The organism is Bacillus sp. RO2 (assembly GCF_012911845.1).
Lineage (GTDB): Bacteria > Bacillota > Bacilli > Bacillales > Bacillaceae_I > Sutcliffiella_A.
In genome coordinates this window covers 1-22492 of the sequence record NZ_JAAXCU010000043.1, presented here as the reverse complement: position 1 = coordinate 22492, position 22492 = coordinate 1, and the positions used below count along the sequence as shown (strand labels likewise).

At 42.5% G+C, this 22492-nt stretch carries 18 protein-coding genes and 1 riboswitch; of the genes, 5 read left to right on the top strand and 13 right to left on the bottom strand.

The genetic code is table 11. From position 1 onward, the window contains the following. Positions 1-36: 36 nt before the first annotated feature. The 5 genes from HF078_RS11820 to HF078_RS11800 all read right to left on the bottom strand — a co-directional run bounded on the left by HF078_RS11820 (position 37) and on the right by HF078_RS11800 (position 5576). Positions 37-1422 carry a sucrose-specific PTS transporter subunit IIBC gene (locus tag HF078_RS11820; protein ID WP_169291351.1) on the bottom strand — a complete coding sequence of 462 codons (1386 nt, stop codon included), beginning with the start codon at positions 1420-1422 and terminating at the stop codon, positions 37-39. 423 nt (positions 1423-1845) lie between these two features. Then, the gene (locus HF078_RS11815) at positions 1846-2670 is read right to left on the bottom strand and encodes a PRD domain-containing protein (RefSeq protein WP_169291350.1); all 825 of its coding nucleotides are present in this window, start codon (positions 2668-2670) and stop codon (positions 1846-1848) included. A 114-nt stretch (positions 2671-2784) separates the two neighbouring features. Then, positions 2785-3294, bottom strand: a complete 510-nt coding sequence (locus HF078_RS11810) for a PTS sugar transporter subunit IIA (protein WP_169291349.1) — start codon at positions 3292-3294, stop codon at positions 2785-2787. A gap of 168 nt (positions 3295-3462) precedes the next feature. Then, on the bottom strand, positions 3463-4344 hold the full coding sequence (locus tag HF078_RS11805; RefSeq protein ID WP_088019855.1) for a carbon-nitrogen hydrolase family protein: 882 nt from the start codon (positions 4342-4344) through the stop codon (positions 3463-3465). Between the two features lie 359 nt (positions 4345-4703). Further along, positions 4704-5576, bottom strand: a complete 873-nt coding sequence (locus tag HF078_RS11800; protein ID WP_169291348.1) for a Cof-type HAD-IIB family hydrolase — start codon at positions 5574-5576, stop codon at positions 4704-4706. A 191-nt stretch (positions 5577-5767) separates the two neighbouring features. Between HF078_RS11800 and HF078_RS11795 the strand changes: the two genes are divergently transcribed. Both HF078_RS11795 and HF078_RS11790 read left to right on the top strand, forming a co-directional pair. Beyond that, positions 5768-6799 carry an HD-GYP domain-containing protein gene (locus tag HF078_RS11795; protein WP_169291347.1) on the top strand — a complete coding sequence of 344 codons (1032 nt, stop codon included), beginning with the start codon at positions 5768-5770 and terminating at the stop codon, positions 6797-6799. Positions 6800-6944: 145 nt separating this feature from the next. After that, positions 6945-8300, top strand: a complete 1356-nt coding sequence (locus HF078_RS11790) for a YjiH family protein (protein ID WP_205831599.1) — start codon at positions 6945-6947, stop codon at positions 8298-8300. A 229-nt stretch (positions 8301-8529) separates the two neighbouring features. On the opposite strand, the gene HF078_RS11785 is transcribed toward HF078_RS11790, so the two are convergent. From HF078_RS11785 to HF078_RS11775, 3 genes are all read right to left on the bottom strand, one after another. Beyond that, positions 8530-9486, bottom strand: a complete 957-nt coding sequence (locus tag HF078_RS11785) for an ATP-grasp domain-containing protein (protein ID WP_169291346.1) — start codon at positions 9484-9486, stop codon at positions 8530-8532. A 51-nt stretch (positions 9487-9537) separates the two neighbouring features. After that, positions 9538-10590 (bottom strand): LLM class flavin-dependent oxidoreductase, encoded by a 1053-nt coding sequence (locus HF078_RS11780; RefSeq protein WP_169291345.1) that lies wholly within the window; start codon positions 10588-10590, stop codon positions 9538-9540. Positions 10591-10678: 88 nt separating this feature from the next. Further along, positions 10679-10796: riboswitch (SAM riboswitch) on the bottom strand. Positions 10797-11146: 350 nt separating this feature from the next. After that, positions 11147-11641 carry a hypothetical protein gene (locus tag HF078_RS11775; protein ID WP_169291344.1) on the bottom strand — a complete coding sequence of 165 codons (495 nt, stop codon included), beginning with the start codon at positions 11639-11641 and terminating at the stop codon, positions 11147-11149. 287 nt (positions 11642-11928) lie between these two features. Between HF078_RS11775 and HF078_RS11770 the strand changes: the two genes are divergently transcribed. Both HF078_RS11770 and HF078_RS11765 read left to right on the top strand, forming a co-directional pair. Beyond that, positions 11929-13572: a PTS transporter subunit IIBC gene (locus HF078_RS11770; protein WP_169291343.1), complete on the top strand. Its 1644-nt coding sequence runs from the start codon at positions 11929-11931 to the stop codon at positions 13570-13572. Between the two features lie 6 nt (positions 13573-13578). Beyond that, complete coding sequence (locus tag HF078_RS11765) at positions 13579-14373, top strand: endonuclease/exonuclease/phosphatase family protein (RefSeq protein WP_169291476.1); 795 nt, start codon at positions 13579-13581, stop codon at positions 14371-14373. 77 nt (positions 14374-14450) lie between these two features. Here HF078_RS11765 and HF078_RS11760 read toward each other — a convergent pair whose 3' ends face one another. From HF078_RS11760 to HF078_RS11740, 5 genes are all read right to left on the bottom strand, one after another. Beyond that, positions 14451-15548, bottom strand: coding sequence for a PRK06851 family protein (locus tag HF078_RS11760; protein ID WP_169291342.1), 1098 nt, complete (start codon positions 15546-15548; stop codon positions 14451-14453). A gap of 304 nt (positions 15549-15852) precedes the next feature. Next, positions 15853-18042 carry a DNA topoisomerase III gene (locus tag HF078_RS11755; RefSeq protein WP_169291341.1) on the bottom strand — a complete coding sequence of 730 codons (2190 nt, stop codon included), beginning with the start codon at positions 18040-18042 and terminating at the stop codon, positions 15853-15855. Positions 18043-18146: 104 nt separating this feature from the next. Further along, complete coding sequence (locus tag HF078_RS11750; RefSeq protein WP_169291340.1) at positions 18147-18704, bottom strand: GNAT family N-acetyltransferase; 558 nt, start codon at positions 18702-18704, stop codon at positions 18147-18149. A 36-nt stretch (positions 18705-18740) separates the two neighbouring features. Beyond that, entirely contained in the window at positions 18741-19112 is a 372-nt protein-coding gene (locus HF078_RS11745) for a hypothetical protein (RefSeq protein ID WP_169291339.1), read from the bottom strand. A gap of 42 nt (positions 19113-19154) precedes the next feature. Further along, positions 19155-20177 (bottom strand): S16 family serine protease, encoded by a 1023-nt coding sequence (locus HF078_RS11740; protein ID WP_169291338.1) that lies wholly within the window; start codon positions 20175-20177, stop codon positions 19155-19157. A 175-nt stretch (positions 20178-20352) separates the two neighbouring features. Between HF078_RS11740 and HF078_RS11735 the strand changes: the two genes are divergently transcribed. Then, on the top strand, positions 20353-21906 hold the full coding sequence (locus HF078_RS11735) for an ABC-F family ATP-binding cassette domain-containing protein (protein ID WP_169291337.1): 1554 nt from the start codon (positions 20353-20355) through the stop codon (positions 21904-21906). Positions 21907-22492 lie beyond the last annotated feature (586 nt).

Genomic DNA, 22492 nt, shown 5'->3' with positions numbered 1-22492 from the left:
ACTCCCTGCACTACAGTCATCAGGGGATAATCCTTCTTACTTTATGTCTTCTTCCTTAATGCCCATGAACCATGTGGCAATAAAGGCACCTACTACCGCAATGGCGAAACCGATTAGATAATTCACGACATTGACGGTTCCAAACTCCACAAGGATGGCGATCATTGGTATACCTGTCAGGCCGTATGCGTTTGCGACAACATTCGTAAATACCACATAGGCTCCACCTAACGCACCACCTATGGCAGCTCCGATAAATGGCTTACGATACCTCAAATTAACCCCGAAAATAACCGGTTCTGTAATACCTAGAAAGGCTGATAATGCTGCAGGTAGAGCTAGTTCTTTCGTTTTTGCACGCTTTGCTAAGAAGTAAACAGCCAGTCCTGCTCCACCTTGTGCTACATTGGCCATGGACCAAATTGGCAAGAGGTAGTTGAATCCAAGCTCTGCAAGTAGTCCTGCTTCAATAGCGTGGAAACTGTGGTGAACCCCTGTAATAACGATCAAGGAGTACAATCCTCCAAAAATAAGGCCAGCAAAGACACTGCCATAGTCATACACAAAATTCAGTACAACTGTGATGCCAGAACCGACGGCATTTCCTAACGGTCCGATAGCAAGAAGCGTGATAAATCCAGTCAAGATAACTGTTAAAAATGGAGTCACGAGTAAATCCACTGCACTTGGAACAATTTTACGAAGATTCTTTTCAATAAAGCTCATTACAAGAACGGCGAGCAGAACCGGTACAACGGTCCCTTGGTAACCAATTAATGCGACATCAAGTCCCATGAAATCCATGTATTCAGGCTTTGCTTCGGCAAGTCCCCAAGGATTTAGCAGGTCAGGGTGTGTCATGATTCCCCCAATAACTGCTCCAAGGAACGGATTTCCTCCAAATTCTTTTGCGGCACTATAACCGAGCAAGATTGGGAGAATAATAAATGCGGCGCTTGAGAACATGTTTAGCATTTTCACAAAGGAACTGTCAGCAGCGACCCAGCCAAATGTTGTTACCATTCCGAGCAGTCCCATCAATAGACCGCTTGCCACGATGGCAGGGATGATTGGTACGAAAATGTTAGACAGTGTTCTCGCAAAACGCGCTAACGGGTTCATTTTCTTTTTCGCCGCTTCTGCATGATCTTGAGTGTCCTTTTCTTTGAGGCCCACTTCTTCCGCAAATTCTGCGTACACCTTATTTACTATCCCTGTGCCAAAAATTACTTGAAACTGGCCGGAACTTGCAAATGCCCCTTTTACTCCCTCAAGCTCTTCAATTTGGTCACGGTTTACTGTTGCTTTTTCATCTTCTTTTAAAACTAGTCTTAGACGAGTCGCGCAGTGTGTGGCACTGATGACATTGTCTGCACCGCCAAGCAGCGGGATCAAGTCTTTCGCTATCTTGTTATAATTCATGATGAGCACCTCTTTTTCCTATAGTTTTTTATTATTCCTGTGAATTTGGTTACTTTTTTTGCTGGAGTAAGGGGAAACTCGTCTGAAATCAGGTTGTATTATGAAATATCCATTGTAAATGAGATTTATCCATTGTAAAAAGGATTTATCCACGCTACAGACCAACTTATCCATTGTAAAATTGTTTTATCCATCCTAACCGACCATTTATCCATTATTGAAGCTCCAGCCCCTTCCGCAACCTAACTTCAAAACAAAAAACAAAAGACCTAAAACCTGCAAGAGGGTAGAGTGGTCCCTACGTCCTTGCCTGTTTTAGGTCTTGCCTGCATTACCAGTCACAATCCTGTATATACATGTTGTTAGCGAATACGTTTTCATTTTAATCCAGTTTGATAAAATTCGTCAACAGCTTAGTACTTCTTATTTTCCTGTCAATCGCTGAATATGAAGGGTGATGTATCCAACCTCTGATAAAGGAAAATGAATGTCATACTCTGCATTCAAGAAGTCTGCAATCTTTTGCGCCGTTCCGAAAGCTTTCCCAAATTTCATCTGAAGGAGTTCCAGCATTTCTGGGTCCATGGAGTGAAATGGCTCTTCTTCTTCCACACGATTAATCGCAAACCTAAGATGTGTCAATAACCGTTGATAATTGATAGACGTTTCCTCAATCTTCACACCAAATTCCTTCTCGATTATCTCAATGGCATCACGGATGATGGTAGCCAGCTGCATGGTGTTTGCCATGCTTTTGGATCCCATTTTCGCCGTATGAAGATGAAGGGCAATATGCCCCACTTCATCGTCAGGAATGCTAACACCTAGACGCTCATTAATCAACCCTTGCGCCCATTTTCCGATTTCAAATTCCGGCTTATAAAGGACCCTTATTTCATTGAGCAACTTATTTTGGATGGTGTATCCCTTTTCCAACCGTTCAATCGCAAAAGATAGATGGTCAGTTAAAGAGATATGGATGTGGTTGCTTAAAGGAACCATCAGCTTACCTTCTGCATAGCTGATAATTTCCTCGGCCACATCTATATGCTCAACAGGGAGGGTGGAAAGCAACTCCTGAAACTTGTCACTTTCCTCCTTCATCACGAAAATCTTTTCAATTTTACTACGGTCTACCAAATCGTTTTTTCGCTTTTGGAAGCCGACACCAAGGCCCATCACAATTTTCTCTTGATCATCCTCTTTAACGACAACCGAGTTATTGTTTAACACTTTACTTATTCTCAATCTTGTCTCTCCCCAATATAACCGCCCTATTTTACTTTTATTATAACCAATCAAAGAGGCTATACAAAGCAGTTACATGCTTGCGGAAAAGAAAACCAGGCGGCAATAGGAAAATTAGGCTTTAATATTCCAATCTATCAATGCTGTTTCACCTTTTGTTGCTGTTTTGACAGCATGTTTTGTCACTGTATCAATGATATCTCCATTTGTCAGAATAACAGGTGTTACGATGCTTTTTGCTTTTTCGTTGATAAGGTCGATATCAAACTTTAACAGTGGCGTGCCAACTTTTACTTTGTCACCAACTTCCACAAGTCCTTCAAAGCCTTCCCCTTTCATGCCAACTGTTTCAAGGCCTACGTGGATCAGTACTTCCACTCCTGTTTCTGACTTGATACCAATCGCGTGTTTTGTGGGGAAGAATTGAACGATTTCTCCGTTTACTGGGGATACAACTGTTCCTTCTGTTGGCTCGATTGCGATACCGTCGCCCATCATTTTTTGAGCAAATACAGGGTCTGGAACTTCTTCTAACGGTACAACTTTACCTGTAATTGGAGCTACTAACATTTCTTCTGTTTTTACTTCTTCTTTTCCACCAAATAGCTTTTTGAAAAATGACATGGGTTTTTCCTCCTATTGTCGGAATTGTGCGGAAATAGAAAAAGACCCAATACGCTACTCTTTAAGGGAGTATGCGTATTAGGTCTTGCCTGCTTTACCAGTCACAATCCTATATGTGTAGTTATTTATTTATGATATTAAGGTAAGACAGATTAGCATGTTTGTCAATTAATATGTGAGGGTGCCTTTGACTAGCTTTTCCCAGTCCGGGTATAGGTCGTTGCGGCGGTCTCTCCAGGTGGTGACGGAGCCGGCTTCCCTTACTTTGTGTAAGAGGGTCAGGTCTAGGTCACCTGTAACGATCATATCCGTGTTCAGCTCCCCTTCTGCCACAATGCCTCTTGGTGGGAACGGAACGTCATTTGGTGAAATGATGGCAGCCTGTCCAAAGTTTCCGCGCATAAAGTCAACAGTAGGAAGAGAGCCAATTGTCCCTGTTGTCACGACATAGATTTGATTTTCAATCGTGCGCGCGTGACAAGAGTATCTTACCCGGTGGAAACCGTGCCGGTCATCTGTGCAGGAAGGACAAAATACCACATCCGCACCCATCGCCTTCACAAGTCTAACCGCTTCTGGAAATTCAATATCATAGCATGTTAGCATCGAAATGGTGCCAAAATCGGTATGGAAGATTTGCAAGTCTTCACCAGGGGTTAGTCCCCATTCATACACTTCCGTTGGTGTTAAATGCAATTTTGCTTGTGTCGCAATACGGCCGTCAGGGTAAAAGAGGTGGGCTGCATTGTAAAGTTTGCCTTCTTTTTCGATGATGTGTGTACCGCCGATGATATGCATGCCAGTCTGGATGGCAATTCCGCTGAACAATTGTTGGTAGTGTTCGGTGTATTTTGGCAGATCATGAATCGTTTGCTCTCTTCCATCCACCGGGAAAGAGATTAGTTGAGTCGTTAAAAACTCTGGAAAAAGGACAAAATCCGCGTCAAATTCAGCGGCGGTTTTCACATAATGAATAACTTGATTTGCAAACTCATCAAAGCTTGAGATTGTGTGCAATGGATATTGCACAGCAGAAGCACGAAACTTCATGTCAGCAGGCCCCCCCTAAAATCTATGTAAACCAATTATTTTCAAAGTTTTGTTACAACTAGTCTATTATAAGGGATTCGAAGCAGGAGTCTCAATGTTAGATTTGTGGAATATTATGGCATTTAAGTTTGTGTGCTTTGGAGTGGGGGAGGAAGGCAATCAGAGAGTCTATTCGTGTCATTTCTTGTCGATTTCTTGATATAACTTAAAAATTATTGATATATCTCAAATTTTCTTGATATATCTCAAAAATTCTTGATATAATTTCAAATTTCTTGATATACTCCTAAATTTCTTGATATTTCTCAGAAATACGGCTGACCGGGTAGCCCACAAGCTACCCGGTCCAGTCTCCACCGTTATCTGGCCTCACTTTTCGCCATTGCTTCAACAATTGCTTTTGCCACACCGCTATTTACATTCGTATCTGTCACCATATGCGCTTTCTCTTTCACACCATCTGGGGCATTCCCCATCGCAACGGCTCTACCAACACGCTCAAACATTGAAACGTCATTGTAATTGTCGCCAATAGCCATCGTGTCTTCCATCGAAATTCCTCGTTCAGAGGTGAACGTAGTCAGAGCAATTCCCTTCTGAGCGTCCACACTTGTGATCTCCAAGTTGTCTTTACCAGAAGAGCTAACGGCAACCGTGCCAAGCTCCAACAATTCAGAACGTGCTGCCTCAAGGTTCTCTTTATTCATGGAGAATGCAAGAAGCTTGTAAATTACTTTTGACTCATCTTGTAAAATGGGTTCAAAACTGTCGACCATTTTAACATTCCCGTCTTCCATTCTTTCTTGTGCAGCCTTTAGGACTTTATCGTAGTCGTTATCGTTACTCGCTGACATGAAAACATCCATAATGGTGGCAATCGCCTTATCGTAATCTTTAGAGTATGTACCGTTCTGAGTATAGATCTCAAAGTAGATATCATGCATGTCCAAAATTCGTGCCAGCTCTCTAGCAAGGCTAATCGCAATCGGGTTTGTTGATACAACTTCTCCTTCAGGCGTGCGGGCCTCTGCTCCATTTACGCAGATAATCGGTGTGTGTATACCTGCCTCTGCCAAGACGTCTTTGGCTTCGGAATATGCTCTCCCGGTGGCAATAACCACTTCCACTCCATTATTTCTAGCAAGCTTAATGGCATCTGCATTCTCTTCACTAACTACATGGTTATTATTTAATAATGTTCCGTCCATATCTATGGCAATACATTTTACCAAGTGAATTCACCTTCTTATATGTAAATGATTTTGTGTATATACCCTATCCTAGTTAATCTCTCTTCGTATTACAAACATTATACTGCAAAAGCTTTTTGCTAAAAATTTTGAAAAGTATAAATTATCCTGTTTTATATACGTCAAATCCCTTATAATAAAGGTATTAACGCAATCAGGTGAGGTTGAACTCTATGAAAATTTCCTCCAATCATATTGGTAAAATTCTAAAAAATGATATTTACTCTTTGTCGGGAAATCTTTTGTTAAGAAAAGGGACGGTCCTGAATGCAAACCATGTGGAAAGCCTTCAAAAGCATGCCTACTATTTCGACCAGGCCTTTATTTTGGATGAGCCCCATCATCTATCCAGAGAGTATTTTCAGCATGTCAAAAATATGTATGAAACAAGTATCCATACTTTTCAATCCATATTTGCCAATCTTGAAGGGGACCAACTCCCTCCTCTAGATGAAATTCAAGGTATGTTGACTCCACTAATAGATAAGCTTGTGGACGATCCGGTTTTCACCCGTTACATAGAGCAAGTAAAAAGCTATGACAATTACACCTATACCCATAGTTTGAACGTCGGAATCTATTCTTCTCTAATCGGAAAGCTGCAAGGGCTGGAAAAAAGCAGTATCAGCCTACTTGGTCAAATGGGGATGTTCCATGACGTCGGCAAGCTGCTTATCGACAAGAATATTTTACAAAAGCCAGGTCGCCTTACAGAAAGAGAGTGGTTGGAAATACAAAAACATACAACCTACGGATATGATTTGCTTAAAAAGAACCGAACAATTGATCCACATATCCTGCAAGGTGCCCTGCTCCATCATGAACGTTTAGATGGAAGCGGTTACCCAACAGGAATCAAGCATTCTAAGATTCCTTATTTTGTTCAAATTCTATCTGTTGCAGATATGTATGATGCCCTGTCATCCGAAAGAAGCTATCGACCAAAGCAAAATATTTTCACCACTACGAAAATTCTTATTCAAGAGGCAAATTACAATCGATTGAATCCCGCCATCGTCTATCCGTTCGTCCGATATATTCTTTCTAATCATCTGCGGGAAGAAGTGGTTCTTAATAATGGGAAGCTTGCGGAAATCATTTTCATTCATTCAGATGAACCTCACCTACCGATCATTAAGGTCGATGATCACTTTATTGATCTTAGGAAAAATAAAGAATTAGAGATTCTGGATTTCGCTAATTGATTGGATGGAACATGTTTTCATGCACCTGATTTGGGGAAATAAAAAATGATAGAAAAAACATAATTCCAATAACTACCTTTGAAAAGTTCAAGAAATGTATTAAAATAACTAACGTTGCATATTTAAGCATAAGGAGATTATTATATTGAAAAACCATTCATCTTTCAGAACAGCAGATAAATTAAAATTCATTATTCCTTCTATTATCGGAATATTATTATTCATGTTTCCTGTCATGTACAATGACGAACTAACGATTCCAATCGCCATTCTTGCTGGGTTACTAGGAGACCTTTTAGGGGACAGCATCCCTGCTATTATGACAGGGGTCATTACCATCACTGCCATTGCAACGGTAGTGACAAAACTGGCAAAACCCGCTTTTACGAAAAAGCAAGGATTCTTTAATACGTTATTAAACGTTTCTGTGTTTTGGACTGTCGTAAGGGTTCTTGCGATGGTATTGGCCATTATGACCTTATTTGAACTGGGTCCGGAGGCTGTATGGAGTGACGTTACAGGTTCTGTAATTTTATATGACCTTTTACCAGTACTATTTACTGTCTTCCTTTTTGCCGGATTATTCTTGCCATTATTATTAAACTTTGGACTATTAGAGTTGTTTGGCGCACTCTTGACGAAAATCATGCGCCCCTTATTTAAACTTCCTGGTCGTTCTTCCATCGATGCCTTGGCTTCATGGCTTGGTGATGGAACAATCGGGGTCCTATTAACAAGTAAACAGTATGAAGACGGTTATTATACGAAAAGGGAAGCAGCTGTTATTGCCACTACCTTCTCTATCGTTTCCATTACATTCAGTCTTGTTGTTATTACACAGGTTGGACTTGGCAGTATGTTCATCCCATTTTATATAACCATCGGGGTGGCAGGACTTGTTGCAGCCATCATCATGCCACGCATCCCTCCTTTATCCAGAAAAGCGGATACGTATTATAACGGGGAGGAACAAGACGAAAAAGAATTAATACCTTCAGGCTATTCACCGTTAAAATGGGGATACACCCAAGCGGTAGAGCGCGCTTCTAAAAATAAAAGCGCGGGAAAATTCTTCCGTGACGGTGGAAAAAATGTCCTTGATATGTGGATGGGTGTAGCACCAATCGTCATGGCATTCGGTACTATTGCCTTGATCCTTGCTGAAAACACAGATCTATTCGTTTACCTTGGCATGCCATTCATTCCGTTGTTAGAATTGCTACAGATTCCTGATGCAGCTAAAGCGTCAGAATCACTGATTGTTGGTTTTGCGGACATGTTCCTGCCAGCACTTTTAGCTTCCGATATACAAAGTGAATTAACTCGTTTTGTTGTTGCAGCAGTATCTGTCACACAGCTTATTTATCTATCTGAGGTGGGTGGCGTGATCTTAGGATCTAAAGTACCTGTGTCACTTTGGGAGATGTTTGTGATTTACCTTTTACGTACGTTGATTACGTTACCGGTTATCGCGCTAATGGCGCATGTGTTTTTCTTTTAATAGTGGAATGTAAAAAGCTATCCGCAAGGTCCCTTTGTTAGGAGGACTTATGGATAGCTTTTTTCGATTCATGCATTTGCTATTGCCGTCCGCGGGGCGATGCTTGAGCCTCCTCGGCAAGTCTGCGGGGTCTCAACCTACCGCTACCTCCCGCCGGAGTCGAGTGCCTTCCGCTCCAATCCACTTGTTCTTAAAAACTTAATCATTCCATTTACCTAACAAAAACAACCTAGTAAACTTTGAGTTTTTCTGTTTCACGCTCTAGCTCTTTTCCTAGTAGTTTAGCAAGTTCCAGCATCCCGAACTTGCCGGCTACTTTTTCGGCGTCTGCGTTATAATTGGTGTTGGTGTTAACGTCATAGGTGAAGATTTCCCCTTGACTGTTGCGGATAAATTCAATGCCTGCCACCTGAATCTCATTTTCTTTCAGGAACTTTTCATATCTTTCGATGATTGGGTCGGCAAAGCCCTCTACGATACGGAATTTTGGCTTTTCCTCCACTTCTTCGCCTACCGGGCAAAACAAGTCCCCGATTTGGCAGGCATCGGCCGGGCAAAGCTCAAAACCTTCTGATGTATCGACCTGAACGGCGTACATAAACTTCCCACCGATAAATTCACATCGAGTAATAAAAGGTTCAGGTGCCTGAATGTATTCTTGGATAAGCGTGATACCATCTACAGGCTCTTCAAAATCAGGTCCATACAGGTATTCTTCAAGTGAAGCCGTCGAATGGAATAGCTGTACTCCAAGCCCTTTGCCTGCACGATTATGTTTGGTGATGAAGGAGTCAGATTCTATTCGTTTAGCTGCTTGCAGTATATGTTCTTTTCCTACCGCCGCAATGGTTTTCGGTGTCTTTACTCCAGCTTTTTCAAGGGCCGTATACTGATTGACCTTGCTTAATTCCAGCTGAAGGGCACGGCTTCCATTCAGCACTCTTCGACCATGGTATTCCAACCATGAGAGTACAGCTCCTGTTAATTCTGGTGCAAATCGATGGTCCCTTGTGTGGGAAGAGGCGCTCATTCTGTTGTAAAATATGCCTTTAGGTGGTTCTTCGGTTAAAGGAACCACTCCTTCGTCTAAGTGCCATTCCTCATATGGCAAATCCATTTCTTCCAATCTAGTAGTTAAATGTGTCGTCCACTCTTTATTTTCATGAATAATATAGATTTTTTCCACGATGTTTGCCTCCATTTTATGCATATATGATAGTGTATTTTCTGCTAGATTTTATGATTGGGCAAGCTCTTTTGCCCTCGGATTAACAAGCGGCATCACTTTTTTGGCGAAACGCTCCATTTCTTCGAGCTGCGGAGAGAACTGCAATAGCAATAAGTCCACCCCTGCATTCTCGAATTCTTTTATTCTAGTAGCAATCTGCTCTGGCGTGCCAACCAGATTTGGGCGCAACCCTCTATTAGATACAGAGTAGTCCTGCAATTGTATTTGTTGCTCTAGCTGTGATTTGCTTGTGAAGTCTTTAAATCCAGCATACGCGTCGGATTCTTTTACAGCGGTAATCCGGGCAAGTTCCGCTTGAGCTTCCTCTTCTGTATCTCTGCAAATGACATAGGCAGCCATCCCAAAGGATTGAAAAGGAGGATTGGAAGTCTGGTCTCTCTTTTCTTTCATGTCAATGATTTTTGCAGTGACTTCCTCCACTGTACCGCCGTGCATCACATAGGCATCACAATGCGAGGAGATCACTTCCTTCCCCTTCGGACTCTCGCCGCCTGCATAAAGGATGGGGTTTGGACGTTGCACCGGTTTTGGGTGGAGGTTTGTTTCTTTTAGCTGATAGTACTTTCCTTTATAGCTAAAAGAGTCTTCTGTCCATAATCCTTTGAGAACATCAATGAACTCTTTAGTACGTTCATAGCGCTCATCATGCTCGGTGAAAATTCCTCCATACTGACGAGCCTCCTCTTCCCACCACGCCGAGACGATATTGAGAGTGAAGCGGCCGTTGCTGATATGATCAATATTTGCCGTTGCTTTTGCTGCAATGGCAGGGTTGTGAAAGCCAGGCCTGATTGCTGTCATAATTTCTATTTTTTCTGTTACGGCTGCCAAGGCTGCGGCAGTCGACCAGGCTTCCAGTGTATCCTCTTTTGGTCCTTTAATATCATTTAAAAAGAGCTCCGCAATCAAGGTCGTGTCAAACCCGAGCTGTTCCGCCTGTTGGATTACCTTTTTCGCATACTCAAAAGTAGGAGGCATCTGTTCGTCCTCCACATTTCGCAACCAACCGCCGAAAATCGGCAACCAAAACCCAAACTTCATCTCACACTTCCCCCTTCAATGTTTGTTTATGTAGACAAACAAAAAACTCCTTCGATAAGAAGAAGTTTGAGTACAAGCCCGTCACATCTACTTATCTTCCAAGAACGTTTGTCTTGCTGGAATTGGCACCAATACAGTGGTAGGTGTCTTTACTGTATGGTTGCCGGGCTTCACAGGGCCAGTCCCTCCACCTCTCTTGATAAGGAAACTAACTATTCAATTAACATTAATTAGACTAATCCTATCACGAAACTTGGGAATGGACAAGTCTTTCGGATGGCTAAATACTCTTGTTGTATTATTAGCTTATTAGGTGGTTGGGGATTTAATGATTGGTTGGTTATTGGGAGGTCTTGTAAGGGTCGGGCGAAGATGAAGTCACTATCGGGATATAAATCAGTAGTAAATGTCTACATCCACCTTATGAAGACAATCTCAACTCAAAAATCACGTCAAAACTGTCTTCATCGTCTACATCCCCACCCACCTTCCCAAAGGCTGCGCAAATACCAAAAAAAACGCCCCCCAACCTGGAAGGCGTCTCGCTTAAAAACTATTATTGTACATCCTTTTCAAAATTAGGAGCGTGCAAGCCTGCCGCTTCAAACGTTTCTCCTATTTTTTGGTGGAAACTCTCCAATGCAGCTGTCACTTCTTCACCATCTGAACCTTCTGACATGGCTGCAGCACGTTCTTCGAAATATAAAGCTAATAACTCAATAGAATCCTTCATATCAACCTGAAGATCCTTATCAAGATTTTCTGGTATCTCAATCCCTCGAAGTTCGTTCGCAATGAGGTTGCTAGACTCAACCGCTGCCTCAAGATCCCCTGCCCCTTCTGACATTTCATAAGATGTTACAGGCTCAAGATGCTTGCGGATGGTCTGAATCATTTCCATTTGTATATTCATAAGGACCGTTACCGTTTCCCCACTTTGATCAGCAGGAACCTTTTCTGAGTCGGCTGTGTCCACATTATTTGTTTCCTCTGTGCACGCAGAAAGCACAATTACTAAAACAAGTATCATAGAGAAAGTCCACTTTTTCATTTCAAATCTCCTTTTCATCTGGCATTACGGAAATAGTGTACCCGTTTTCACTTATGCTGTATATACTTCCACCAAAAGTTGGATTCTTCTATGTATAATTAATTTTCTTACATTTTAATTTACTTTGTTAAAAAATTATTAAAATAATATTTTCTACTTGCATTGTTCACCATCATGCCATACAATAGGAAAATGCAAACGGTTGCACTACACGTGCATTAATTTGTACTAAAATGAATTCGTTTTCAACAATAAATAGAAACAATAATAGAAAGAAGGCTGTTATTATGAAGAACTTTTTGTCTTTTGATTTCTGGCAGAAATTCGGTAAAGCATTATTAGTAGTGGTTGCAGTTATGCCTGCTGCTGGAATTATGATTTCTCTTGGTAAGTTAGTCGGCATGACTGGCGGAGACATCGCACTTGTGCAAACGATTGCAAGAGTGATGGAGGATATCGGTTGGGGAATTATCACCAACCTGCATGTATTGTTCGCAGTTGCCATTGGTGGATCATGGGCGAAAGAACGTGCAGGCGGTGCTTTTGCAGCATTGATTGCTTTTGTTCTAATAAACCGTATCACTGGTGCAATTTTTGGGGTTAACAACGCTATGGTGGCAGACCCTGAATCTACTTTTACCACTCTTTTTGGACAAGAATTTATTGTAGGTGACTACTTTACAACTGTTCTAGGTGCTCCTGCATTAAACATGGGAGTATTTGTTGGTATCATTGCTGGTTTCCTTGGTGCTAATCTTTTCAATAAATTTTATAACTATAGTAAATTACCTGATTCTTTATCTTTCTTTAACGGAAAGCGTTTTGTACCTTTCGTAGTAATTGGTGGTTCTGTTATCGCAGGTATTGCACTTAGTGTTGTTTGGCCGTTCATTCAAGGATTGTTAAATGATTTTGGTGTATGGATTGCTTCATCTAGAGACAGCGCACCAATTATTGCGCCATTCATTTTCGGTGCGCTTGAGCGTCTATTGTTGCCGTTCGGTTTGCATCATATGTTAACGGTACCAATGAACTACACATCACTTGGTGGAACTTACACTATTTTAACTGGAGGTAGCGCAGGTTCAGTTGTAGCAGGTCAAGATCCATTATGGTTAGCTTGGATTGCTGATTTGAACAACTTCCTGGCAGCTGGTGACACAGAATCTTATGAAGCGCTTTTACGTGAAGTAGTACCTGCTCGTTTCAAAGTAGGACAAATGATTCTTTCTTGTGCGGCATTAATCGGTATTGCGTATGCGATGTATCGTAATGTAGATAAAGATAAGCGTAAAAAATATAAGTCTATGTTCTTCTCTGCAGGTCTTGCGGTATTCTTGACTGGTGTTACAGAGCCAATCGAATTCATGTTTATGTTTGCGGCTCCGGTGTTATATGTAATTTATGCAATTATGACAGGACTTGCTTTCGCTATTGTTGATATCATTGATATTCGTGTTCATGCGTTCGGAGTTATTGAGTTGTTGACTCGCACACCAATGATTGTAAAAGCTGGCTTATGGTTAGATCTAGTAAACTTTGTGGTTGCATGTCTAGTATTCTTTGGTTTGAACTTTGCGGTGGCGAACTTCATGATCAAGAAATTCAACTTCCCTACTCCGGGACGTAACGGTAACTATATCGAGCAAGAAGAAGGCGCAGGTAACGGTGCAGCTGCAAGTGTACAAGCAGATTCCTTGGCACCTGCAATCATCGACTTGCTTGGTGGCGCACAAAATATTGAAGACGTGGATGCATGTATGACTCGTCTGCGTGTTACAGTAAAAGATAGAGAAAAAGTTGCAAATGAAGCTGCATGGAAAGAAAAAGGTGCGCTTGGACTGATCGTGAAAGACCGCGGGGTACAAGCAATCTACGGACCGAAAGCAGATGTAATCAAATCTGATATTCAAGACTTGTTGGGAGCGTAATAAATGATGAATTTACTAACCTTAAACTGCCACTCTTGGCAGGAAGAGAACCAAATGGAAAAGATACAGCATATCGCGGGAGCCATTAAGGAACAAGCATACGATGTCATCGCTCTTCAAGAGGTTAGTCAAAGCATCGCTGCCGAAGTGGTAACAGGCAACATTAAACAAAACAACTTCGGCCTTGTTTTACAGCAAGAGCTTGAGAAAATTGGGGTTTCAGACTACGAGTTAGTCTGGGACTTCGCCCACATGGGGTATGACACATACGAAGAAGGCCTTGCCATCTTGACTCGACACCCTATCAAAAAGAAACATTCCTTCTTTGTATCAAGAAGTACGGACACTGACTTTTGGAAAACACGTAAAATTGTTGGTGTGACCGTTGAAGTGCAGGGTGAGGAGTTGTCCTTTTACACATGCCATCTAGGTTGGTGGGATGATAAAGAGGAACCAGGTAAGTATCAGATGGAGCAACTACTTGAGCAGGTCAAGGGAACGGAACCTTATTTTCTAATGGGAGACTTTAATAATAGTGCCCATATTGAAGGAGAAGGCTATGATTATTTGACTTTGACAATTGGACTGCATGATACGTATCTTCTTGCGTCTGAAAAAGATTCAGGTGTGACAGTGGAAGGAAGTATAGCTGGTTGGGATGAGAACAAGCAGGACTTGCGGATTGATTTAATTCTGGCAAGCTCTCCTGTTAAGGTCCTATCTTCTAATGTGGTTTTCAACGGAAGAAACAGAGAAGTTGTCTCGGACCACTACGGGGTAGAAGTAACTGTGGAAATATAGTCGATTTTTGACGTATTTCCTGGGAAAATGTAAAAAGGTGAACAGCATTTAGGTGCTGTTCACCTTTTTTAGTGACGTTATTTTTTATTTGCTATGGCTTCTATTTCTGCTTGGATTCTTTTGGTCCACTTATCCACCACACCATAATCCATAGCTTTTACATAGATTTCTTCTAATTTTCCGTGCCAGCTTTTGGCTTCTGCCAATTTCCCAATGGCCTCCTGCATGGATTCTATATAACGTTCTTTTACAAGAGCTATATCCCTTTCATACCGTTCATCTGTCCCTGAACGAATGGTAATATCGTACATATCGACAATGGCATCTCCTTCTCGCTCTGGGAAATATTCATGCGGGGCTGTACTGTCAAAAATAGCGAAACCAAGCTCTCGGCAAATAATCATGTCTAAACTGTATGGATCAAACCCACAATGATAGACTTCCACGTCAAACCCTTTTTCTTCGGAGGCTTTAGCGAGCTTCTTCAACATGGTGGATTTCCCCGAACCCGGACGACCTTTTATAAAATAGCGGTGTGTGAGTCCTTCTGTCAGATTTGGCACGAAATCTTTTGCTCCTGCCGGGGTTGCTGCACCTAAGAAGCGATGCCTAACATCCGCTTTTTTATCTATTGTCTTACCTTGGAACAATTGCTCCACAAGATCCTGTGTCAGCTTATTTGCAGCCTCAAAGTTCATATTATGAATATAGTATCTTTCCCAATCGTCATGTATTTTCAGGGCTCTCGCAAAAGTTTGGTAAGCCGTCTGGAAGGCTTCCTTCTTTTTGGTTGCTAGGTGTTGTATTTCCGCTTTCTGTTCGGCAAGTAACTTGGAGTCCCACGCCTCGCCTAGGTTGACGTATTCCTCCACTGCCCCCGGCGCTTTCGGTTCAATGACATGCGGTGCAGTACCATCAACTATCCCAATACCAAGCGCACGGATGACCACCCCGTCCACCGATTTTATATCAGATGAACAATGAAGCAGTTCAATGTCATACCCTTTCTCATTCCAGACTTTCCCAATCTTTTTGATTAACGATGATTTCCCTGTCCCTGGTCCGCCTTTGAGAATAAAAATCCGGTCCAATCCTTCTATGTTCGATTCATAAAGACTATAAAATCCACGTGCTGTATTTCCGCCAGCATAATAGTTTAAAATTTTCCCCGCCAAGATCTAACACCCTTTCAATGGTAGGTTATCTTACAATTGCGATTCTATTTAGCCTATGCCGGAGGGGTTGGGTGAGTGAAAGCCTAGCTGTGGTGGTGGGCTGACCAGCTTTAGGAGGAGGGAGGAGGGGCCGTTTCTTGATATATTTAAATTTTTCTCGATAAAACTTGAGATTTCTTGATATATTGTGGAATCTCTTGATATCCTGCAAAGTTTTCTTGATATATCGGGCGAGCGATCCCCAAAAATAAACCCCAAACATAAAAATAGCCGCACTCTTAGTCACAGAGTGCGGCCCCAATCATTATTTCAACTTCAACTTCGCCAATGCATCCGCAAGTGCAGTATTCACCGGCTCATCATTATTCTGCTTTTTCATGTACTGATTTACATCACGCTTGGACGCTTTCTGGTTGGCATTGTTCTTACGTCGTTCCTGGAAGGTACTCAACTTCTCCCGGTGTCCGCAAACACACGCGAACATCTGACCTTCCCCTTCTCCACGCAATTCCAACTTCTTACGGCATTTCGGACAACGTGCATTTGTCACTTTGGAGACATTTTTACGATGACCGCATTCTCTGTCCTGACATACGAGCATTTTTCCTTTTTTCCCGTTCACTTCAAGCATCGGCTTGTCACAGTCTGGGCAACGTTTACCTGTCAGGTTGTCATGTTTGAACTTTTGATCCGTATTTTTTATTTCATGAACAATCTGTTTCGCATAAGCCTTCATTTCATTAATGAAGGCTGCTTTTTTCAGCTGTCCTTTTGCGATCATGCCAAGCTTTTGCTCCCATTCTCCGGTCAAGGCTGGGGATTTTAGATCCTCCGGTGCAAGATTCAGCAGCTGTTTCCCTTTAGATGTGATGTGCAGGCCTTTGCCGCGCTTCTCCATCAAGAAACTATTGAATAACTTCTCGATGATATCTGCTCTAGTAGCAACAGTGCCGATCCCGCCTGTTTCACCAAGCGTTTTCACAAGCTTCTGGTCCGTTTGTTCCATGTACTTTGCAGGATTCTCCATCGCGGAAAGCAATGTACCCTCGTTGAATGGTTCAGGCGGCTTTGTTTTTCCCGAAGTCAGTTCGATCTTCCGGACTGGCAAAACGTCGCCTTTATTCAGGCTTGGCAACAGCTGATCTGAAAGTCCGTCACTTCCATCCTCTTGTTCCTCCATGGAGCTGAAGACTTCCTTCCAACCTTGAGAGATGACCGTTTTGCCTTTTGCCACAAACTGTTCTGCTCCAATGGAAGCAGTGATATTCGTCTGTTCATATAAGAAAGGCGGTAATAGTACAGCAAGGAATCGCTTCACAATCAGATCGTAAATCTTGTATTCCTTGTCGGATAGCTTGCTTAACAAGACTGCTTCCTCTGTCGGAATGATCGCATGGTGATCCGTCACTTTTTCATTGTTCACAAAGGACTTGTTCCCTTTGATAGGTTTCGTGAGTAATTTGGATGCAATCTGCTTGTAAGAGTGTGCACGAATCGCTTCCACACGCTCTTTTAACGTATCTACCATGTCAGTGGAAATGTACCTGGAATCCGTTCTTGGGTACGTAACGATTTTATGTTGTTCGTAAAGGCGCTGCAAGATTGATAGCGTGTCTTTTGCAGAATAGCCGAAGATGCGGTTGGCATCACGCTGAAGTTCCGTCAGGTCATATAGAGCGGGCGCGTAGCTTTTCTTGTCGGTTTTATTTATGTCGGTTACCTTCGCATCCTGGTTCTTTACTTTGGAGTGCAAGCTTTCCATTGACGGCATGTTGAAGTTTCTTCGTTCCTTCGTTTTAGCGTCCTGCCATACGAGCTGGAATCCCTTTTCTGTGGTGGCCTTCATACCGTAAAATTCTTTCGGAACAAAGCTTCTGATTTCTTCTTCCCGTTTGGCAATCATGGCAAGCGTAGGTGTCTGGACTCTCCCACATGAAAGCTGGGCATTGTGCTTAGTGGTCAAGGCTCTTGTGGCGTTCATCCCCACTACCCAATCCGCTTCTGCTCGGGCAACTGCAGAGTAATAAAGGTTTTCGTATTCTTTTCCATCACGAAGTTTCGCAAAGCCTTCCTTAATTGCGCGGTCTGTGACAGAGGAAATCCAAAGTCGCTTCACTGGCTTTTGAATGCGAGCTTTTTCTAGAATCCATCTGGCCACAAGCTCCCCTTCACGGCCGGCATCGGTTGCGATGACAATTTCATTTACATCTTTACGTGTAAGCTGTGCTTTTACTGCACTGTATTGCTTACTTGTATTCTTGATAACGACGAGCTTCGTTTCATTTGGCAGCATCGGCAGGTCTTCTAGCTTCCACGCTTTAAATTTTGCGTCGTAGGCTTCTGGATCTGCCAGGGTAACGAGGTGACCAAGCGCCCAAGTGACGATGTACTTGTCCCCTTCAAAAAATCCGTTTCCTTTTTTTGTGCATTTTAATACTCTTGCTATATCTCTACCTACAGAGGGCTTCTCTGCAAGGACGACAGTTTTTGGCATAGTAACAATCCTTTCAAGCTTCTTGTCTTCTAATCTTTACATATTGCGTGAGGGTAGTCAAAAAGAGAAGACATTGTCAGGTAAGGAGTTCGGTTGTTAGAGAACTATTGATTGTTCCAATCTTTCTTTAGTAGTGAAAACGAATAATGGTCATAGTATTTGCCTTTATACAGATGTTTGTCTCGATATATCCCTTCATTTACGAAACCTAAACTTTCTAATGTATTGGAAGATTTTTCGTTTTCCAAAGCGACGTATGCATTTATTCTATTTAATTTCATGTTACGAAAGCCACTCTCTATTGCTGCAATCAATGCCTCTTTCATATATCCGCTTCCCCAAAACTCATACCACAAATCATACCCTATTTCTGCTATATTATTGGTTCTGTCCCATAAATGAAATCCACAGGTACCTATCTTTTCATTGCTGTCTTTTCTTTCAATAACCCATCTATTATATCCTTTTTCTTCTGGATTGTTATACCACTCTATCAATTGGATAGCGTCATCTCTTTTCGTAAAAATATCTTCATCGTATAGAAATTCACATATCTTTTCATTACTGAAATGTTTGAAGATAAAATCGGCATCAGTGTCGTTTACATTTCGTAATTTTAATCTATTAGTCTCTAATTCAGGGAAAATCATTTGGTGGCCCATAATAAACACCCTTTACATTGAATTGCTGTTATTTTTTTATAGAAGAGAAAAGTTAAAAAGAAATTCCAAGGCTAAAAACGTTGTAGCTAAAAATGTTATAGACCCTAGTAAAATTAATATTAACCCCTGTTTACTATCTGCTTTCCATATCTCAGCTCCGTCAATTATCCAACCTAACCCCATTAATAAAAAGGCGATATATTTTAAAGCGTTAATTTTAAAGACGAGTCCTATAAAAAAGAGGAAATATCCAATATAAGGTAGTATGTGGAAGACTAATATAGGATTTCTTAGCTCCTTTTTTACTTGCTCTTTTTCTTCCATTGTAAAATTTTTGTATTCTCTTCTCGCAGAAATATAGCCTAACAATATAACTAGTAAAATCGCTCCAATTTGAACACTAAGCATGTTTCTCCCCACTTCTACACTTGTTAAACCACCTTATTTCCTTCACTTCTTCTTCGGAAGCTTCTCTAACGCATTCACCGCATCTTCTATTGTCCCTACTGGAATAAGTTCAATATCTAAACCCTCTTCGCTTATGGTCTTTCTCGCAATCGATTCATTTTTTTCCCACTCGTCATCTAGTGGAACAATGAAGTAGTCAAACCCTGCATTGGCAGCTCCTATCACCTTTTGTTTCACGCCGCCAATCGGTCCCACTTCTCCATCAATGGTGATAGTCCCCGTACCGGCTACCGCGTTTCCTTTTAGCAGGGAATCCTCCATCATTTTGTCTAAAAGTGTGAGGGTAATCATCAGTCCGGCACTGGGTCCGCCAAGGTTCTCGATGTTTTTCCATTGAATATTTTCGTCCTTTGATGAATCAAATACTTCTTCGAAAAATACTCCGAGCACCGTGTTTCCGTAATAATCCTTGTGCGGGTATGTCGTAACATCGACCTCTATTTCCTGACCTTCTCGTATTAGCGACAATGTGAGCGTTTCTCCCGACTTCTTTTCAACAATTAGTTGATCTAAATGGTCATAGGATTCCAGCTTTTCTCCGTCTATTCCTACTAGAAGGTCTGTTACTTTAATTGCTTCTTTGTGCTTCCAATCTGGCAAGTAAAATACAGGATAAAACCCAAGCAACTCAAGCTTCGGGTCCTCTCCCAATATCCCGCGTACTATGTACTCTGCCTTTATTTTTGATTGCTCCATCATTTGTTTATTTTTGTAGTCCAGCTCATCATAATCCATGTCCTGCTGCCCGGAAACGGATGGAACAATCTCTACCCCTTCTTTAAAAAAATGCGTAAAAATCATTATTGGCCACTTGCTGTTCTGAAGGCTGGCTACATAGGTCATCCCCAAATCACCGTCGAGTTCGGATCCTCCCTCATACTGAACAAACTCATCTAGATTAAATGGGTTCCCTGCAAATAGCACATCAAACCCTGTTGGCACAAAGCCACTCCCTATTATTACTAGCATAGCTATTACAATAATCCACGGTGCCCGTCTCTTCATCCGATTCCCCCACCATCCCTTTTTATCTACTTTTATTTTATAGTAGATTGGTAGATTTTAGTATAGGTATTCTAAATAAGGAGGAAGAAACTTCTTTCATTTCCCACATAGCCATTCCTAGAAAATTTTAGTATGATGAAAAGTAGATATTTTTTTAGATAGGATGGATACAAACATGAGTTTATTGAGCATAGATGGGTTAAGCCACAGCTTTGGCGACCGTACGTTATTTAAAGATGTTTCCCTTCGCCTGTTAGCTGGTGAACACGTTGGTCTTGTTGGGGCAAACGGGGTTGGTAAATCGACGTTGATGAATATCATCACAGGAGAAATTGTATACGATACAGGGCGCGTTGAGTGGACTCCTGGTGTACATTACGGGTATTTGGACCAGCATACAGTCCTGACACCTGGAAGAACAATCAGAGACGTCCTGCGCGACGCCTTCTTGCCTTTATATGAAAAAGAAAAAGAACTGAATGCCATTACCGATAAAATGGGAACAGCCACTCCGGAAGAGTTAGAAGAGCTTTTGGAGCAAATGGGCGAAATCCAGGACCATCTGGATGCCGGTGGATTTTACAACTTGGATATCAAGGTGGAAGAAGCTGCTCGCGGTCTTGGTTTGGACGCAATCGGGCTTGAACGTGACGTTGCTGCGTTAAGTGGTGGACAGCGTACAAAGGTTCTTTTGGCGAAGCTGTTGTTGGAACAGCCGCAAGTATTACTTCTGGATGAGCCGACGAACTACTTGGATGTGGAGCACATCCGTTGGTTAAGCTCGTATTTAAAAGAATACCCGCATGCATTCCTATTGATCTCACATGATACCGAGTTTATGAACGGTGTGGTGGACGTGATTTTCCACCTAGAGTTCTCCAAGCTAACTCGCTATACAGCGTCTTATGAAAAGTTTTTAGAGCTTGCGGAAATTAACAAAAATCAGCATATTAACGCTTATGAAAAGCAAAAAGAATTCATTAAGAAGCAAGAAGACTTTATTGCGAAAAATAAAGCTCGTTATTCTACGACAGGCCGTGCAAAAAGCCGTCAGAAGCAGCTGGACCGCATGGAGCGTATTGACCGTCCTGAGACAGCCGCAAAACCGACGTTCGAGTTTAAAGAATCCCGTGCAAGCAGCCGTTATGTGGTGGAAGCAAAGGACCTTGAGATTGGGTACTCTGATCCATTATTGCCGAAGCTTACAATGGAAATTGAGCGTGGGGATAAGATTGCAATCGTCGGATGCAACGGAGTTGGTAAGTCGACATTACTGAAGACGATCTTGGGTAAAATAGATCCTCTTGGCGGTTCCGTAATACGCGGTGACTTCCTTTTCCCTTCCTACTTTGAGCAGGAGGTAAAAGCGAAGGATATCACGCCGATTGATGACGTATGGAACGAGTTCCCTTCCCTTGATCAGCACCAGGTACGCGCTATCTTGGCTCGTTGCGGGTTAAAGAACGAGCATATTTCCCGTCCGTTGAACCAATTGAGCGGTGGAGAGCAGGCAAAGGTAAGATTATGCAAGCTGATGATGCACGAAAGCAACTGGCTGCTGTTTGACGAGCCGACGAACCACTTGGATGTGGTAGCGAAAGAAGAATTAAAACGTGCTATCAAAGCTTATAAGGGCACCATTCTCCTTGTATGCCACGAACCTAGCTTCTATGAGGACTGGGTGACGAAGGTGTGGAATGTGGAAGAGTGGGCGGTGCAGAAACAATAAGAGATATTTGTTTGAGCAGCATGGGGGATGGCCTCCGTGCTGCTTTTTTGTTATTTTGTTGAAGGTTGTGGGCGGGGCTGGCGATCTGCTACCATTTTGTTGATTACGGTGGTCTTTTGGGTGCAGAGGCGGCTTCTCTCCTACCGTTTTGCTGGTTGCGGCGGCGGTTCGGGCGGAGAGAACCCCTCTCTACTACCGTTTTGTTGGTTGCGGCGGTGGTTTGGGTGGAGAGAACCCCTCTCTCCTACCGTTTTGTTGGTTGCGGCGGTGGTTTGGGTGGAGAGGATGCTTCTCTACTACCGTTTTGTTGGTTGCAGCTGTAATTGGGGTGGAGAGAACCCCTCTCTACTACCGTTTTGTTGGTTGCGGCGGCGGTTCGGGCGGAGAGAACCCCTCTCTCCTACCGTTTTGTTGGTTGCCGCTGCATTTGTGGTGGAGAGAACCCCTCTCCCCTACCGTTCTGCTGGTTGCGGCGGCAGTTCGGGCGGCGCGAACCCCTCTCTCCTACCGTTTTGCTCTTTGCAGCCGTCAGTGTGGCCGAGAGAAACCCTCCCTCCTACTGTTTTGGTGATCCCGATAACGAGTC

Excerpts from the sequence above, each read along its gene's own strand:
- HF078_RS11820 (WP_169291351.1), bottom strand. The coding sequence starts at position 1,422 with ATGAATTATAACAAGATAGCGAAAGACTTGATCCCGCTGCTTGGCGGT.
- HF078_RS11810 (WP_169291349.1), bottom strand. The coding sequence starts at position 3,294 with ATGTCATTTTTCAAAAAGCTATTTGGTGGAAAAGAAGAAGTAAAAACA.
- HF078_RS11805 (WP_088019855.1), bottom strand. The coding sequence starts at position 4,344 with ATGAAGTTTCGTGCTTCTGCTGTGCAATATCCATTGCACACAATCTCA.
- HF078_RS11795 (WP_169291347.1), top strand. The coding sequence starts at position 5,768 with ATGAAAATTTCCTCCAATCATATTGGTAAAATTCTAAAAAATGATATT.
- HF078_RS11780 (WP_169291345.1), bottom strand. The coding sequence starts at position 10,590 with ATGAAGTTTGGGTTTTGGTTGCCGATTTTCGGCGGTTGGTTGCGAAAT.
- HF078_RS11775 (WP_169291344.1), bottom strand. The coding sequence starts at position 11,641 with ATGAAAAAGTGGACTTTCTCTATGATACTTGTTTTAGTAATTGTGCTT.
- HF078_RS11770 (WP_169291343.1), top strand. The coding sequence starts at position 11,929 with ATGAAGAACTTTTTGTCTTTTGATTTCTGGCAGAAATTCGGTAAAGCA.
- HF078_RS11765 (WP_169291476.1), top strand. The coding sequence starts at position 13,579 with ATGAATTTACTAACCTTAAACTGCCACTCTTGGCAGGAAGAGAACCAA.
- HF078_RS11755 (WP_169291341.1), bottom strand. The coding sequence starts at position 18,042 with ATGCCAAAAACTGTCGTCCTTGCAGAGAAGCCCTCTGTAGGTAGAGAT.
- HF078_RS11750 (WP_169291340.1), bottom strand. The coding sequence starts at position 18,704 with ATGGGCCACCAAATGATTTTCCCTGAATTAGAGACTAATAGATTAAAA.
- HF078_RS11745 (WP_169291339.1), bottom strand. The coding sequence starts at position 19,112 with ATGCTTAGTGTTCAAATTGGAGCGATTTTACTAGTTATATTGTTAGGC.
- HF078_RS11740 (WP_169291338.1), bottom strand. The coding sequence starts at position 20,177 with ATGAAGAGACGGGCACCGTGGATTATTGTAATAGCTATGCTAGTAATA.
- HF078_RS11735 (WP_169291337.1), top strand. The coding sequence starts at position 20,353 with ATGAGTTTATTGAGCATAGATGGGTTAAGCCACAGCTTTGGCGACCGT.